This window comes from Simplicispira sp. 125, assembly GCF_003096555.1.
GTDB lineage: Bacteria > Pseudomonadota > Gammaproteobacteria > Burkholderiales > Burkholderiaceae_C > Simplicispira.
Genome location: NZ_QEKM01000001.1, coordinates 2,812,483 through 2,825,006 on the forward strand (window position 1 = coordinate 2,812,483; position 12,524 = coordinate 2,825,006).

Annotated in this window: 16 protein-coding genes; 8 read left to right on the forward strand and 8 right to left on the reverse strand. The window is 59.2% G+C overall.

Annotated elements, in window-relative coordinates; genetic code table 11:
- Window positions 1-13 precede the first annotated feature (13 nt).
- On the forward strand, window positions 14-574 hold the full coding sequence (locus C8D04_RS13135) for a YaeQ family protein (protein WP_116005259.1): 561 nt from the start codon (window positions 14-16) through the stop codon (window positions 572-574).
- A gap of 126 nt (window positions 575-700) precedes the next feature.
- Here the strand turns inward: C8D04_RS13135 and C8D04_RS13140 are convergent, their stop codons facing one another.
- Together C8D04_RS13140 and C8D04_RS13145 are read right to left on the reverse strand one after the other, a co-directional pair.
- On the reverse strand, window positions 701-1,003 hold the full coding sequence (locus C8D04_RS13140) for a DUF2007 domain-containing protein (RefSeq protein ID WP_116005260.1): 303 nt from the start codon (window positions 1,001-1,003) through the stop codon (window positions 701-703).
- Window positions 1,004-1,048: 45 nt separating this feature from the next.
- Window positions 1,049-1,474 (reverse strand): DUF3717 domain-containing protein, encoded by a 426-nt coding sequence (locus C8D04_RS13145; RefSeq protein WP_116005261.1) that lies wholly within the window; start codon window positions 1,472-1,474, stop codon window positions 1,049-1,051.
- Window positions 1,475-1,754: 280 nt separating this feature from the next.
- Between C8D04_RS13145 and C8D04_RS13150 the strand changes: the two genes are divergently transcribed.
- Entirely contained in the window at window positions 1,755-2,501 is a 747-nt protein-coding gene (locus C8D04_RS13150; RefSeq protein WP_116006183.1) for a TerC family protein, read from the forward strand.
- 77 nt (window positions 2,502-2,578) lie between these two features.
- Window positions 2,579-2,932: a phage holin family protein gene (locus C8D04_RS13155; RefSeq protein ID WP_116006184.1), complete on the forward strand. Its 354-nt coding sequence runs from the start codon at window positions 2,579-2,581 to the stop codon at window positions 2,930-2,932.
- Here the strand turns inward: C8D04_RS13155 and C8D04_RS13160 are convergent.
- Window positions 2,900-4,426: a M48 family metalloprotease gene (locus C8D04_RS13160; protein ID WP_116005262.1), complete on the reverse strand. Its 1,527-nt coding sequence runs from the start codon at window positions 4,424-4,426 to the stop codon at window positions 2,900-2,902. The two genes, C8D04_RS13155 and C8D04_RS13160, sit on opposite strands and share 33 nt — an antisense overlap.
- A gap of 110 nt (window positions 4,427-4,536) precedes the next feature.
- Between C8D04_RS13160 and moaC the strand changes: the two genes are divergently transcribed.
- Complete coding sequence (gene moaC / locus C8D04_RS13165; RefSeq protein WP_116005263.1) at window positions 4,537-5,025, forward strand: cyclic pyranopterin monophosphate synthase MoaC; 489 nt, start codon at window positions 4,537-4,539, stop codon at window positions 5,023-5,025.
- 62 nt (window positions 5,026-5,087) lie between these two features.
- Here moaC and C8D04_RS13170 read toward each other — a convergent pair whose 3' ends face one another.
- Window positions 5,088-6,740, reverse strand: a complete 1,653-nt coding sequence (locus C8D04_RS13170) for a Wzy polymerase domain-containing protein (RefSeq protein ID WP_347708425.1) — start codon at window positions 6,738-6,740, stop codon at window positions 5,088-5,090.
- A 119-nt stretch (window positions 6,741-6,859) separates the two neighbouring features.
- Here C8D04_RS13170 and C8D04_RS13175 point away from each other — a divergent pair, with 119 nt between their 5' ends.
- The 4 genes from C8D04_RS13175 (at window position 6,860) to C8D04_RS18735 (ending at window position 8,161) form a co-directional block, all read left to right on the forward strand.
- Window positions 6,860-7,105 (forward strand): hypothetical protein, encoded by a 246-nt coding sequence (locus C8D04_RS13175; RefSeq protein WP_116005265.1) that lies wholly within the window; start codon window positions 6,860-6,862, stop codon window positions 7,103-7,105.
- A 3-nt stretch (window positions 7,106-7,108) separates the two neighbouring features.
- Window positions 7,109-7,537 carry a TA system VapC family ribonuclease toxin gene (locus tag C8D04_RS13180; protein ID WP_116005266.1) on the forward strand — a complete coding sequence of 143 codons (429 nt, stop codon included), beginning with the start codon at window positions 7,109-7,111 and terminating at the stop codon, window positions 7,535-7,537.
- Window positions 7,538-7,736: 199 nt separating this feature from the next.
- Window positions 7,737-7,874 (forward strand): hypothetical protein, encoded by a 138-nt coding sequence (locus C8D04_RS18730; protein WP_158550312.1) that lies wholly within the window; start codon window positions 7,737-7,739, stop codon window positions 7,872-7,874.
- A 128-nt stretch (window positions 7,875-8,002) separates the two neighbouring features.
- Entirely contained in the window at window positions 8,003-8,161 is a 159-nt protein-coding gene (locus tag C8D04_RS18735; protein ID WP_158550313.1) for a hypothetical protein, read from the forward strand.
- A gap of 190 nt (window positions 8,162-8,351) precedes the next feature.
- Here the strand turns inward: C8D04_RS18735 and tfpZ are convergent, their stop codons facing one another.
- The 4 genes from tfpZ to C8D04_RS13200 form a co-directional block, all read right to left on the reverse strand.
- Entirely contained in the window at window positions 8,352-9,119 is a 768-nt protein-coding gene (gene tfpZ, locus C8D04_RS13185) for a TfpX/TfpZ family type IV pilin accessory protein (protein WP_233521174.1), read from the reverse strand.
- A 71-nt stretch (window positions 9,120-9,190) separates the two neighbouring features.
- The gene (locus C8D04_RS13190) at window positions 9,191-10,930 is read right to left on the reverse strand and encodes a Wzy polymerase domain-containing protein (protein ID WP_116005267.1); all 1,740 of its coding nucleotides are present in this window, start codon (window positions 10,928-10,930) and stop codon (window positions 9,191-9,193) included.
- Between the two features lie 62 nt (window positions 10,931-10,992).
- Window positions 10,993-11,484 carry a pilin gene (locus C8D04_RS13195; protein ID WP_116005268.1) on the reverse strand — a complete coding sequence of 164 codons (492 nt, stop codon included), beginning with the start codon at window positions 11,482-11,484 and terminating at the stop codon, window positions 10,993-10,995.
- Window positions 11,485-11,704: 220 nt separating this feature from the next.
- Window positions 11,705-12,496 (reverse strand): 3',5'-cyclic-nucleotide phosphodiesterase, encoded by a 792-nt coding sequence (locus C8D04_RS13200; RefSeq protein WP_116005269.1) that lies wholly within the window; start codon window positions 12,494-12,496, stop codon window positions 11,705-11,707.
- Window positions 12,497-12,524: the final 28 nt, after the last annotated feature.

Genomic DNA, 12,524 nt, shown 5'->3' on the forward strand with positions numbered 1-12,524 from the left:
ATACTGACAGCCCATGGCCATCAAATCCACCATCTTCAAGGCGAATCTGCAGATCGCCGACATCGACCACGGCTACTACGCCGACCATGCGCTCACGCTGGCCCGCCACCCCAGCGAGACCGACGAGCGCATGATGGTGCGGCTGGCCGCGCTTGCTATCCAGGCGCACCAGCTCAATGACCTGTGCAACGGCGATGGCACGCTGGCGTTTGGCGCGGGCCTGTCCGACCCGGACGACCCGGACGCCTCGCTGACCGACTTCACGGGGCGCAAGCGGGTGTGGATCGAGGTGGGCCAGCCCGAGGACAAGCCGCTCACCAAAGCCTGCAGCAAGGCCGACTCGGTCATCGTGTACTGCTTCAACCACGCGTCCGAGATCTGGTGGAAGGGCATTGAAACCAAGCTCTCGCGCCTGGACAAGCTGCAGGTCTGGCGCATTCCCACCGAAGCCTCGCAGGAGCTGGCCCGCCTGGCCGAGCGCAGCATGCAGCTGCAGGCCACGGTGCAGGAAGGCGCCATCACGCTGAGCAGCACGCAGGGCAGCGTGCATGTGGAGCCGGTGCGCTGGAAGTAATTCCATTTCTAAATCACCCGTGTCGTTGTTGCTTCGCCTTGTCGTGCCACAGCACTGATCGTAGGCTTCGCGCCTAGACACGAATGATTTGGAAAAGGAATAACAACAGGGAAGGGTCGGCGCCTTTCACCGCGGCATGGGCGCACCGCAGCGCCAGCACTGCTCAAAGCCGCCTTCCACGACTTCGCCACAGCCGCAGTCCCAGCGGCGCTGCGGCAGGTTGCGCAGGTCGTCCAGCAGCGTCTGGGCGCGCTCCAGGTGTTCGTCGTAGCGCAGCCAGATCTCGGGCAGGCATTCATCGGGCGGCAAGTGCCCGGCGGCGGCGCCCAGATACTGGCGCTGCACCGTGGCAGGCATACCGTCCTCGCACAGCAGGTCGGCCCACAAGGTGGCCAGGGCCATGTTCGGTGCCTGGATTAGACGGCGCATTGCTTGCTCTTTATTTGATAGCTATTACCGCTTATCCATAAAGCGTCAGAGCCTTTTTTCATTCAAATTCTCCTGGGCACGCTCAGCATAGCGGTTGAAGCGCCAGGCCGTGCCCTCGTGCTGAATGCGCTGCCAGGTGGCGCGTTTTTGCACCGGGCCCATCGCTGGCCAATGCTGCACTTCTTCAAAGCTGCGCCCGCAGCCCTTGCACCAATCATCGCCTTGGCTGGTGGAGCAAATGGCGATGCAGGGGGTATCGGGCGTGGTGGCATACCAGTCCAGCCACGCAGCCAGGGCGGCGGCGCTCATCTGTGCTTCGTCGATGGCGGTGCTGTGGCGGTACGCCAGGTCGGCATACACCTCGGCCAGGGCCTGCACGGCCGGGGCCAGCACTACGCCATCGGGGCTGGGCGATTGCGCTCGCCAGTGGTTGATCGCGGCTTCGATGTCGGTGATGTGGATGGCGGCCATGGTGGAAGAATCATAGTGGCGCCGCCCACATGCGCGCCGCGCCAGGGGCTATGGCCCTGCGCTGCGTGCTGATCAGGCTTGTGCTCTAATTCCGGCCGAAGGGGAGTAGCTTGAACCCGCACAGCATGGCAGAGCGGGAATCGGCAGGTCGTCAACACGGTGCAACGCACCCGGCCTGTCGGGGTCGTGCCCAAAGAAGCACGGCCGGGCAAGACCTTCACCCGCCGCCGCATTGCGCTGCGCGCTGGGTTCTGCCTACCTCTGCCTCTCGAAAGAATCCATGGAACAGTTCATGACCCCCGAATTCTGGGTCGCCGTCGGTCAGATCATCATGATCGACATCCTGCTCGGTGGCGACAATGCCGTCGTCATCGCGCTGGCCTGTCGCAAGCTGCCGGCGCACCAGCGCACCAAGGGCATCCTGTGGGGCACCGCAGGCGCCATCATCCTGCGCGTGGTGCTGATCTACTTTGCCCTCACGCTGCTGGCCATTCCCTTCCTCAAACTCGTCGGCGCCGCGCTGCTGGTGTGGATTGGCGTGAAACTGCTGGCGCCGGACCCCGACGACGACCACAGCAACATCAACGCCAGCGACAAGCTGCTGGCCGCCATCAAGACCATCATCATTGCCGACCTGGTGATGAGCATCGACAACGTGATTGCGATTGCAGGTGCCGCCCAGGGCGCAGCCGACCACCACGAAATGCCTCTGGTCATTTTTGGCCTGGTGATCAGCATTCCGATCATCGTCTGGGGCAGCCAGCTGGTCATCAAGCTGATGGACCGCTTCCCCGCCATCATCACCGTCGGTGGCATGCTGCTGGGCTGGATTGCCGGCACCATGCTCGTCTCCGACCCGGCCGTGGCCAACGCCGACACCCTGCCCTGGATGCTCAAGATCGACCAGGCCAACGACTGGATCAAGTACAGCGCCGGCATTGCAGGTGCACTGCTGGTGCTGGCCCTTGGCAAATGGATTGCCGCGCGCCATGCGGCAGAGGCCAAACCCGAGCCTGCGGCCCACTGACCGCCGGTTCCATCCATGCACGGGGGCTTCGGCCCCCGTTTTTGCGTGCGCCCGGGGGCTTGCGCTATGCTGGCAGCATGAAACTCCTTGCCAAATGGCTGCTCAGCGCCAGCGCGCTGCTGTTGGTGGCTTATCTCTACAGCGGTGTGCAGGTGCAGAGCTTTACCTCGGCCCTGATTGCCGCTTTCGTCATCGGCCTGTTCAACGCGGTACTGCGGCCGGTACTGGTGCTGCTGACACTGCCGGTCACCATCGTCACCGTCGGGCTGTTCCTGTTCGTCATCAACGCGCTGATGTTCTGGGCCGCCGCCGGAGTGCTCGATGGTTTCCACGTCAGCGGCTTTGGTGCGGCGCTGCTGGGCTCGCTGCTGTACTCGGTGCTGGGCATCGTGATCGAATCAGCGCTCGGCGGTCTGTTCGCGAAGAAGTGACTCGACGGCACGCAGCCGCGTGTCGATGATCGACACCTCGACATGGTCGGCTGCGGTGCGGCTTTGGCGCGCCAGGTCCTGCCCAGCCCGCAGGCGATCGACTGCCGCCGCATAGTCGTAGCGGGCGGCATGGGCTTCGGCCTCGGCGCGCACCGCGCGCAGTACCTGCCCCTGCGCCTGCAACACACCGGCCAGCAACTGCCATGCGCCCGCATCCCGCGGGTGCAGTGCCACCCAAGTCTGTAGCTGCCCCGCCAGTTCGGACGCGCCCTGCGCTGCCATCGGGCTGCGCAGCAGGGCCTGCGTGCGCAGCATCAACTCGGGCCGGCCAGGCCCCATCGGCACCAGGGCCAGTGCGCGGACCGCATCGCCTGCGGCCAGTTCCACCTCAGCCGCCAGCAGGCGCGCCTGGCGTGTGGCCGGGGCATTGCCCTGCACGGACTGCTGCAGGCGCGGCATCAGAGCCCGCGCGGCTGCAGGCTCACGCAACTGGCTGGCAGCGAGCACGGCGGCATACAGCACGGCGGCTTGGCGCGCCGCAGGCAACGCAGAGAAACCCACACCCTGCGGTTCGGCCTGCCACTGGCGCAGCACGTCCACACCGGGATTCGAGAGCACGCGGGCACGGGCTGCCAGCATGCCATGCTCCAGTGTGGGGGCGGGCGGCGCGGCACCGCCCGCGGGCAGGCGCGACTGCATGTCGGCCACGCGCTGCGTGGTCAGCGGGTGGCTGCGCAGGTAGGGCCAGGAGCCGTTGTCATTGATGCGGTTGGCCTGCTGGAGCTTCTCGAACATGCCGACAAAGCCCTGCGGCGCAAAGCCTGCGGGGGCCATCAGGCCAAAGCCTACGCGGTCGGCCTCGCGCTCCATGTCCCGCGAAAAATTGAGCTGGTTCTGCACCACCAGCGCCTGCCCACCTATCGACAGCGCCTGCGCCGCGTTGGGGCTTTTGCTGGCGGCCAGGGCCCCCAGAATCATGGCGCCGATCATCAGCGGCGTCTGGCGGTTTTGCTGCGCGATCAGCCGTGCAATGTGGCGCTGGGTGACGTGGCTCAGTTCATGCGCCAGCACAGAAGCCAGTTCGTCACGACTGCCCACCACACCCAAAAGCCCCAGGTGCACGCCCAGATAGCCCCCGGGCAGCGCAAAGGCATTGACCGTGCGGTCGCGCCCCAACAACACCTCCCAGGCAAAACGCTCGTCCAGTTCAGGCGACAGCTCACCCCGCTCACGCGCCGCCGCCAGCAGCGCCTGCCAGAGCGTCTGCACATATTCCATGAGCACCGGGTCGTCGATGTAGTCCGGGTCGCGGTACAGCTGGCGGATGATGCCATCGCCCAACCGCCGCTCGGCACTGGTCGTGATGTCACCACCGTCGCCCAGCGTGGGCAGGCTGGACTGGGCCGTAGCCGGTGCCACGGCCAGCGACCCTGTTGCTACCAATAATGAAGCTATCAGCGCACGACCAGTCAGCGCTAGAGGCCTATTTTTCATATATCTTCGCCAAGGAATAGGGCGCTTTGTTCAAAGCCTGCCGGGGTCTGCCATGAACGTATGATGCCCTGACACGCCAAAGTTTCCGCACCCTTCTTGCTGTAAGCACCATGACCGTACTCACCCACTTCGACGCCCAGGGCCAGGCCCACATGGTGGACGTCGCCGCCAAGGCCGCCACACACCGCATCGCCATAGCAGGCGGGCGCATTGAAATGCTACCCGCCACCCTGGCCTTGATCGAGGCCGGCACCGCCAAAAAGGGCGACGTGCTGGGCATCGCCCGCATTGCGGGCATCCAGGCGGCCAAGAAAACCAGCGACCTCATTCCGCTGTGCCACCCGCTGGCACTCACCCGCGTCGCCCTGGACTTTGATACCGCCAGCGCCCACCAGGTGGGTGCCACAGGCATCTACTGCACCGCCACCGTAGAAACCGTGGGGCCAACGGGCGTGGAGATGGAGGCCCTCACCGCCGTGCAGGTGGCCCTGCTCACCATCTACGACATGTGCAAGGCCGTGGACCGGGGCATGTCCATCCACGGTGTGCAGGTGCTGGAAAAGCACGGGGGCAAATCGGGGAGCTTTGTGGCGCCGTGACGCCCGGTAGAGCCCGGCGCGGCCCGTTCGACAAGCCTGCCACAACTCCACCACCGCAAACTTCATGGAGGACTGCTGCCCCCTGAATGGGAAGGGCCCAAAGCCCGGTTCAGTTTTGTCCAGCGAGCGTAGTCCTTGGGGTAGGCTGCGCGGAAACGCTGCAGGTGGTAGGCCACCTCGTCATCGCGCCCCAGCAGGGCAGCGCTTTCGATCAGCGGCTCGATCACGCGCGGCTCGGGTGAATAGTGCAGCAGCGAAGTGGCCAAAGCGTGCACCCTTTCCGCTGTTTCGCGGTTCACCGGCATGGTCGTCAGCCGCGCAAAATCCACCGCATCCGAAAACAGCCATGTGCCGGACACCTTGTCCAGCGTGCCCTCGCGCAGCGAAGGCGTGCGCTGCTCGACCGGTTTGAAAACTTGGCTAACGCGGTGGTAGCTCCACCCCATCCAGACCATCGTCACTATAAAAATAATAGCTGCCAGCGCTTTCAAATAGGACGCTATAGGCCAATTTTTCCAAAAATTCAGCATCCTCTGTGTTGGCAGACCCTGCGCCGGGCTGCGCCACAACACCAGCACGGCCAACACCGTCACCAGCTGGAACGGCCCGTACCACAGCGGAAACTCCAGCATGCTGTGCAGCCCCACCAGCGCCAGAATGCCCCAGGCCAGTTGCCGCGCCGGGTCCGTCTCACGCCAGGGGCGCGCGCGCCATATCCAGGCCAGCACGGCAGAGCACGCCAGCACCGCCGCAGGCACGCCCAGCTCCACCGCCAGATGCAGTGGCAGGTTGTGCGCGTTGTCGAGCAACACACAAAAGCGCTCACCCGGGAACAAGGTACTGTAGTGCGCAAAGTCCAGCTCACCCCAGCCCCAGCCCAGCCAGGGCTTCTGGGCGATCAAATAGAGCACGTTGGACCACAAAACCCGGCGGCTGGTGCAGCCCGGCGCATCACCAAAGCGTGCGAACAAGCCTTCGGCCCGGAATCCGGTCCATTGCAGCAGCAGTTCGGGCAGCAACCAGGCCGCCACGCCATAAATAACCAAACCCACCAGCGCCAGCCCCACCGCCAGGCGCCCCAGTGACACCCGCCACAGCACCAAAAGCGCCCCCACCACGCACCACTGCGCCAGCCCCGTGCGCGACGCCGTGGCCGCACTGCCCACTGCCAGCAGGGCCAGCGCCCAGGCCGTCAGAATCCCGACCAGCCACAGAGGCCAGGGCCGACCGCCCCCATGCAAGTCTTCCCCGGCCTGCGCCGAGCCCCCTCCCGCCGATGACGCACGCAAATGCGCCTCGGTCTGCGCCACCACCCACAGCAAAGCCCACAGCCCCATGCTGAGCAGCGTGGCCTGCTGGTTGCGCTGCCGCAAATTGCCCATGGCCTGGCCGGGCTTGGAGGCATGCACCCAGGGATCAAGCCCAGGGGCCGCGCCAAAATATTGCAGCAGGCCGATGGCACTGGCCAGCACGGCGGCCAGCAACAGGCCCGCGCCAAGCCAGGTGGCCATCTCGGAGCGATCCATCCAGCCGCCCCGCACAGTGTTAACGCGGCCTGCTGAGCGTGCATTCCACACCACCGCCACCACCCAACCGCACAGCCCGGCAGCCATCAAGGGCCAGAAGTTGGTAGAGGGTGGCTGGGTATAGGAAAACAGAAACGGGAAGGCAACCGCCAGCGCCATCAGCGGGGCAGTGAGGCAAGCAAGGTACACGAGAGGACGGCGCAAGGTGGGCGGATGATACCCACGATACCCTTGTTTTCAATGATGCGATTGCATCATGATGATTTGGAATCATGACATCACTCCCACGAGAATGCAGGAGGCATGTCATGCGCACCACCATTGATCTTGAATACGATATCTTGATTGCCGCCAAGGAAATCGCCCGCGCCGAAAACACGAGTCTGGGCAAAGTAATCTCGCGCTTGTTGCGCCAGGCGCTGACCGGAGGTGCAGCACCCCAAACCATCAACAACCTGCCCGCCACGGCCACAGGGTTCGTGCCCTTCGGGTCGCGCGGGGTCGTTGTCAGCAACGAACTGATCAATCGCTTGCGCGATGCCGACGGCATTTAGACCATGCGTGCCCTGCTCGACGTCAATGTCCTGATCGCCCTGCTGGATGCGGCGCACATGTACCACGCCCGCGCCACGCAGTGGCTGCAGCAGGAGATTGCTCACGGCTGGGCCTCCTGCCCACTCACGCAGAACGGCTGCTTGCGCATCATGGCCCAGCCCGCCTACCCCCAGGCCCTGCCGTTGGCGGCAATCGTCAGCCGCCTGGCACAGGCTACCGCACACCCTGCGCACGCCTTTCTTGCCGACGACTACAGCCTGCTCGACGCCAATCAACTGCACTGGCCCCACCTGCTGGGTCATCGGCAAATTACCGTCAGCTATCTGCTGGGCCTGGCCGTGCGCCACCAGTGCCGCTTCGTCAGCTTTGATGCCCGGTTGAACCTGCGCGCCGTGCCCGGCGCGCACGCGGAGCATTTGGTCACCCTCTGATCCCGAGAAATCCACCAAACACAAGGTTGTCGGTGTATAAATTTCTGGTCGAAAACCCTTGAAATTGAAATTTTCTTCTGCCAAGTAGAAAAATGACCGGAACACTCGTTGGATACGAATTCTGAGGGAACGCCTTGCCACCGGCGCCTTCCCTCTTGCTCGGCCTGCGGCCATCTTCCCCGCGACCAAAGTGACCGCAATGACGAACTATTTGCAAGTGCCTGGCCATGTTGCGCCGGTAACCAGCAGTCCACTGGAGCATCTGCTGTTCGCTCTCAAGCACGAGGGCCTGGAGACGCAGGCAGCGGTGCTCGCGCTGCAGAAGATCCGCTATTGAGACGCAACGCCCTGCGCGGAATTTGGCCTGCAAATGGCACAGGAAGCCCTCGACAAAGACCTGCGCGGTAGAGCGAATTTCTGGCCCGGTTCGACCGCGTCTACAAGGCGGTAAACGACGCGATCGACATGAATGAAAACGACCTTGCGCTGTTGGTGCGCTTCGCCGTTCAGAATGGCGAACAACTCTCGCACAACCGCGTCAAACAATTCATCGCGAAAGGCCATTCTCAGCAGCTACCGAACTTGGCCCAGCAGACCATCTCAGCAGCCTACGAACGCGAATAGTCAGCTTACGGTGCCAAGCGCGATGGGCACTTTTAAGTCATGGGAGGCTTTTGGCTGCACCGGGTCAAATGTGCCACCAACAGCCAGTTAATTGGAATCTGACCCCAATTTTATTCCAACAAAACCCGTTGGATGGGGTGGTCTCGGTCGGGAGACGGGGGTTTTAGAGATTTCCGTCCGACCCAATTTCTCAAAATGAATCCAAAGGAAAATAACCTAACGGCTCCGCATTTTCGGCATCAATTAAAACAGTCCAAACTTTTTCACGATCCACCATCGGCAGATATCGCAGACTGTCCACGGAACGTCCTGTTTCAGAAATAGCCTGATCAATCAATGCCGCTTGACTGGCAAAACGCTCCCTTAGATTCTTGACGGGCCTAGCGCTTTTGAGAACATCCCCAGTGCGGCTTGCATAGGGCTGCCACAGGTCACTGCGTGCGGACAATGGAATACCAGCCAACGCCTGCATCGTGGCATCAAATTGCTCCGAGGCGTTTTTGAATTTTCTGAGCGCAATCAAGGATGGGCCTGTGACAGGCAGTTTTTGCAAAGAGGGTGGCGCCTTCGACAAAATTCCATCATTAATATCTACAGCGTGAACTACGCTCAACCGATCATATTCATAAACCAGATAGACCGGCCGCGCCACGAAGACAGTCCACAAACCATATCCGAGAGCGAGTACCTGCAACGCTCCGATGATCATGAAGTCCGATACCAATTCACGGCGAGGCTTATTCTTATTAAAAATAATCAACGTAACCAGCGGCCCCACAATGATATCCACTGCTACGACAAGTATAAACAACGACCTGCCCCCGGAAATCTCCCTATAGGGATAGGGATACCATAGCCAAAAAACCAGCACCGCCGCCATAGTGGCAGCACACAAACTGATGCCCAAATGAATAGCACTGGCACGAAGTCGCTGTTTCCAATATCGTATTGCAGTCATAATCTATTGCAGATGTACATTTACAAAACACTAACGATAACATCAAAAATCATCACTACACAATATGAGAATCATTTTTTGATTTCATCAAAACCCTCCTCAAACCCCTTAGACAATCCACTCGGAAAATCAACCAATCCAACAGATTCAGGATATTTTTTTTGCATATTTTCCCAACGCTTTTCTATGGTATTACAGTGCGCTTCGGAATAGATACCACACAAGACTCTCAACTGCTTTTCAGCTGCCGCGTACTCACCTCGCATTGCTCTTGCTAAAGCATACTGGTACAAGGCTGGTGAGTAAGGATAACGCCGAGCCACCCTGGCCATTAATAAGATATTTTTATCACTCTCGTATTCATAGTCATGCATAACTCGAACATCATACATAGCCTTCAGCTGGCTTAGTATAAGAAATTCGGGCCGAACATCCGGAAGACCGATATCCCTTCCAATTTGTGCAGACTGCATTCTCACTGCCACGTCCACAGACACGGATTTCACATAGTCTATACAGACCGCAAAGTATAAAATAGCAGACGCCATAACCCATGGCACCTGAAGTTTCAACTTTGAACCATACTCTTTAAAAATCGAGCGCTTGCCATCCAGATAGCCCATCACCAACCCAGCAGGCATTAAAAAATATGCGTAAGATAGTGGATATTCAAGGAGCCCATGAATAAACACCCCAGCTACTAGACAATACAAAAACACCTCACTGCTGCCACCTCGGTAGACAAGGTGCCTAAAAAACCAGAGACAGATCAACCCGGCGAATATGATCGCAAGAGGCCATCCGTTCCAGACAATGAGATCCAGTATGAAGTTATGCGAGTAACTCATATAAGTTCGAAGAATAGGCACACTTTCGGCAGTAGCTTGCTGTGCCCACCCCGTTTGCAACCATCCATATCCAAACCATGGCCACATTGAAACAGCCTCCAACAGTGCTGACCACATGGTAATCCGCACGTCATGCATGGGTAGGTCGCGAAAATTCTGATCTGCTGTAATAAAGGCTTTACTTCCCATTAAAGGAACTACAAAGTACCAAGTTACAAATATGGCAAACACAAATAAAAATACATTTCTATTTTTGTCATTTTTCTGAAAAATCAGCACAGCGAAAATAAATGCCATTTGCAACCAGCCTGTCCGCGACTGCGTGATTGCCATACCAAAAGCCAGAAAACATCCTGCCAGTAGCATCACATAAATATTCAATCTACTTCTGGAATACAAGCACAATGAGGCACACAAAGCAATAAAACACAGAGTACTAAAGTTATTTATCTGGCCCAGGTTTGCACCAGGGCGATCGCCCATATCACTTTCCATAAAGAAAACCGCCAAACTCCATGTCTGGGTCCACTGAACAAGGGCTATACCAATGGATGCAATCGCGGACATAACCAACGTAAACAGAAGTGCGGTCATCCACTCTTCTTTTTCTTCCTGCCTTGCCATGAATGAGCCGACATGAATGGCAATAAGGTAGATCGATAGATAGAGAGATACCATGAAGGCATCACCGGAAAAGACCAGCAAGCCGGTTCCATACTGTATCCATGCCACACTGACGGCAAGCACCACAAATACAATAAGAGGCCACGCAATGCCAGAATGCAGTGATGGATATTTCCATGTACGGGCTGCTGCAGCGACCCAGAGCATTAAAATAGCCGCAAATGCCAACCCTTCATTCCAAGCAGGCAGCCAGGGGTACGCTTTGTTGGGAATCAACCATGACAATGACATCGCGATCAACCCCATCAATGCCATGATGCTTTTTAATTCCCGTGTCAACTTCGCTTCCTTTCTTCCATAAAAAAAGACCCCGAAGGGTCTTTTTAGATTGCTCTAGGCAATTAGATCTGACCGCGGCACGAGCCAGGCAGGTACTTGAGGGTCATGGTGGTGCCGTCACCAGCCAGACCACAACGCCAGCCCCAGATGGTGGTGTTCACGTCACCATTTGCCAAAGCCAAGGCCTGTGTCTTCATAGGCACCAGCGAAACAACCTTGCCAGCAGCATCTTTCAAGTCACTCGCGGCAGAAGCCGTGATCAACACCTTGCCGGCGGAATCAGTTTCCATCTTATCAACATATTTGGTACCGCTACCAGAACTGATTTCGCAACCCCATGTGTTGGCGAGAGGCAGTGTCGTACCCACGGTGGATTGCACGGTTTCCGTGATGCTGGTACGGCAGGCAGAGCCGGCCAAAATGATTTCAGAAACCTTGGCGCGAATGGTGTAGTCCTGGTACGCAGGCAGTGCCACAGCAGCCAAGATACCGATAATCGCCACAACGATCATCAATTCAATCAGGGTAAAACCTTGTTGCAGATTACGTTTCATATATTTCTCCTCGGAGTCAAGTGCAAATGAAAACCTGCAGACGTATTCTTCAGGTTCGGTGCTATACAAGCATGTTCTGTGCCAAACAACCTGTCGTTACATTCTTGCACCCATGAGTGCGGCTTTCATTGCGCAACGGCCCGTTTCGCAACAAATCACACGCCCCCATACTTCGACTGACATTTTTGTCTCTCACATCTGTCACCAACCGCATCTTTTCTTACACATCCAGCACATCCCCCGCTTGCAGCCACCGAATGTCATGCGGCGCAGCAAACCCATGCGGGGTGCGCGCATCAAAGCGGCGAATCTCCTCCATGATGAGCGCGGTCTCTGACGGTTTGGTATGGGTGATGTAGATGGGGAACGACCGGGCCGGGTCGAGTTGGGCCAGTTCCAGCGCCAGGGTTTGGGGGGCAAGGTGCTGGGCGCGCTCTGCCAGGGCGCTCTCGCGGTTGCTGAAGGCAGTTTCGATGACCAACATGGCCACGGGCAGCTGGTTGATGCGCTGCCAGAAGGCGGGGTTGCGGCCCGTGTCGCCGCTAAACACCCACCAGTCGTGAGGCCCTTGTACCGCGTAGCCTACGGCGGGGACGGCATGGCAGGCGGGCAGCACCTCTAGCCGGGTGCCTGCCACTTCCAGCGTTTGCCCTGCGGCCAGTGCCTGGTATTGCAGAAAAGGAGCGGCATCACTGGGAATACGGCTGAAGTCCGGCCAGATCACGTTGTTGAACACATGGGCCTGCAGTGCGGCGATGGTCTCCTGCAAGGCGTGCACCTGCACGGGGCTACTGCGGCGGGACGATATGGCGTCCAGCATCAGCGGCAGTGCGGCGATATGGTCCAGGTGCGAGTGTGTGAGAAAAACATGGTCGATGGCCTGCATTTCGTCCAGGGTGAGGTCGCCCACGCCTGTCCCTGCATCGATGAGGATGCGTCCATCGATCAGAAATGAGGTGGTGCGGCAGTCCCGGGCAATCGCCCCGGAGCAGCCCAGCACGCGGACTTTCATGGTTGCTGCGGCCTTTATTCTGTTTCCA

Coding starts and splice junctions, on each gene's coding strand:
- tfpZ (WP_233521174.1), bottom strand. CDS start 9,119: ATGACTGCAATACGATATTGGAAACAGCGACTTCGTGCCAGTGCTATT.
- C8D04_RS13175 (WP_116005265.1), top strand. CDS start 6,860: ATGCGCACCACCATTGATCTTGAATACGATATCTTGATTGCCGCCAAG.
- C8D04_RS13200 (WP_116005269.1), bottom strand. CDS start 12,496: ATGAAAGTCCGCGTGCTGGGCTGCTCCGGGGCGATTGCCCGGGACTGC.
- C8D04_RS13160 (WP_116005262.1), bottom strand. CDS start 4,426: ATGAAAAATAGGCCTCTAGCGCTGACTGGTCGTGCGCTGATAGCTTCA.
- C8D04_RS13180 (WP_116005266.1), top strand. CDS start 7,109: ATGCGTGCCCTGCTCGACGTCAATGTCCTGATCGCCCTGCTGGATGCG.
- C8D04_RS18730 (WP_158550312.1), top strand. CDS start 7,737: ATGACGAACTATTTGCAAGTGCCTGGCCATGTTGCGCCGGTAACCAGC.
- C8D04_RS13135 (WP_116005259.1), top strand. CDS start 14: ATGGCCATCAAATCCACCATCTTCAAGGCGAATCTGCAGATCGCCGAC.
- C8D04_RS13150 (WP_116006183.1), top strand. CDS start 1,755: ATGGAACAGTTCATGACCCCCGAATTCTGGGTCGCCGTCGGTCAGATC.
- C8D04_RS18735 (WP_158550313.1), top strand. CDS start 8,003: ATGAATGAAAACGACCTTGCGCTGTTGGTGCGCTTCGCCGTTCAGAAT.
- C8D04_RS13145 (WP_116005261.1), bottom strand. CDS start 1,474: ATGGCCGCCATCCACATCACCGACATCGAAGCCGCGATCAACCACTGG.
- C8D04_RS13155 (WP_116006184.1), top strand. CDS start 2,579: ATGAAACTCCTTGCCAAATGGCTGCTCAGCGCCAGCGCGCTGCTGTTG.
- moaC (WP_116005263.1), top strand. CDS start 4,537: ATGACCGTACTCACCCACTTCGACGCCCAGGGCCAGGCCCACATGGTG.
- C8D04_RS13140 (WP_116005260.1), bottom strand. CDS start 1,003: ATGCGCCGTCTAATCCAGGCACCGAACATGGCCCTGGCCACCTTGTGG.
- C8D04_RS13195 (WP_116005268.1), bottom strand. CDS start 11,484: ATGAAACGTAATCTGCAACAAGGTTTTACCCTGATTGAATTGATGATC.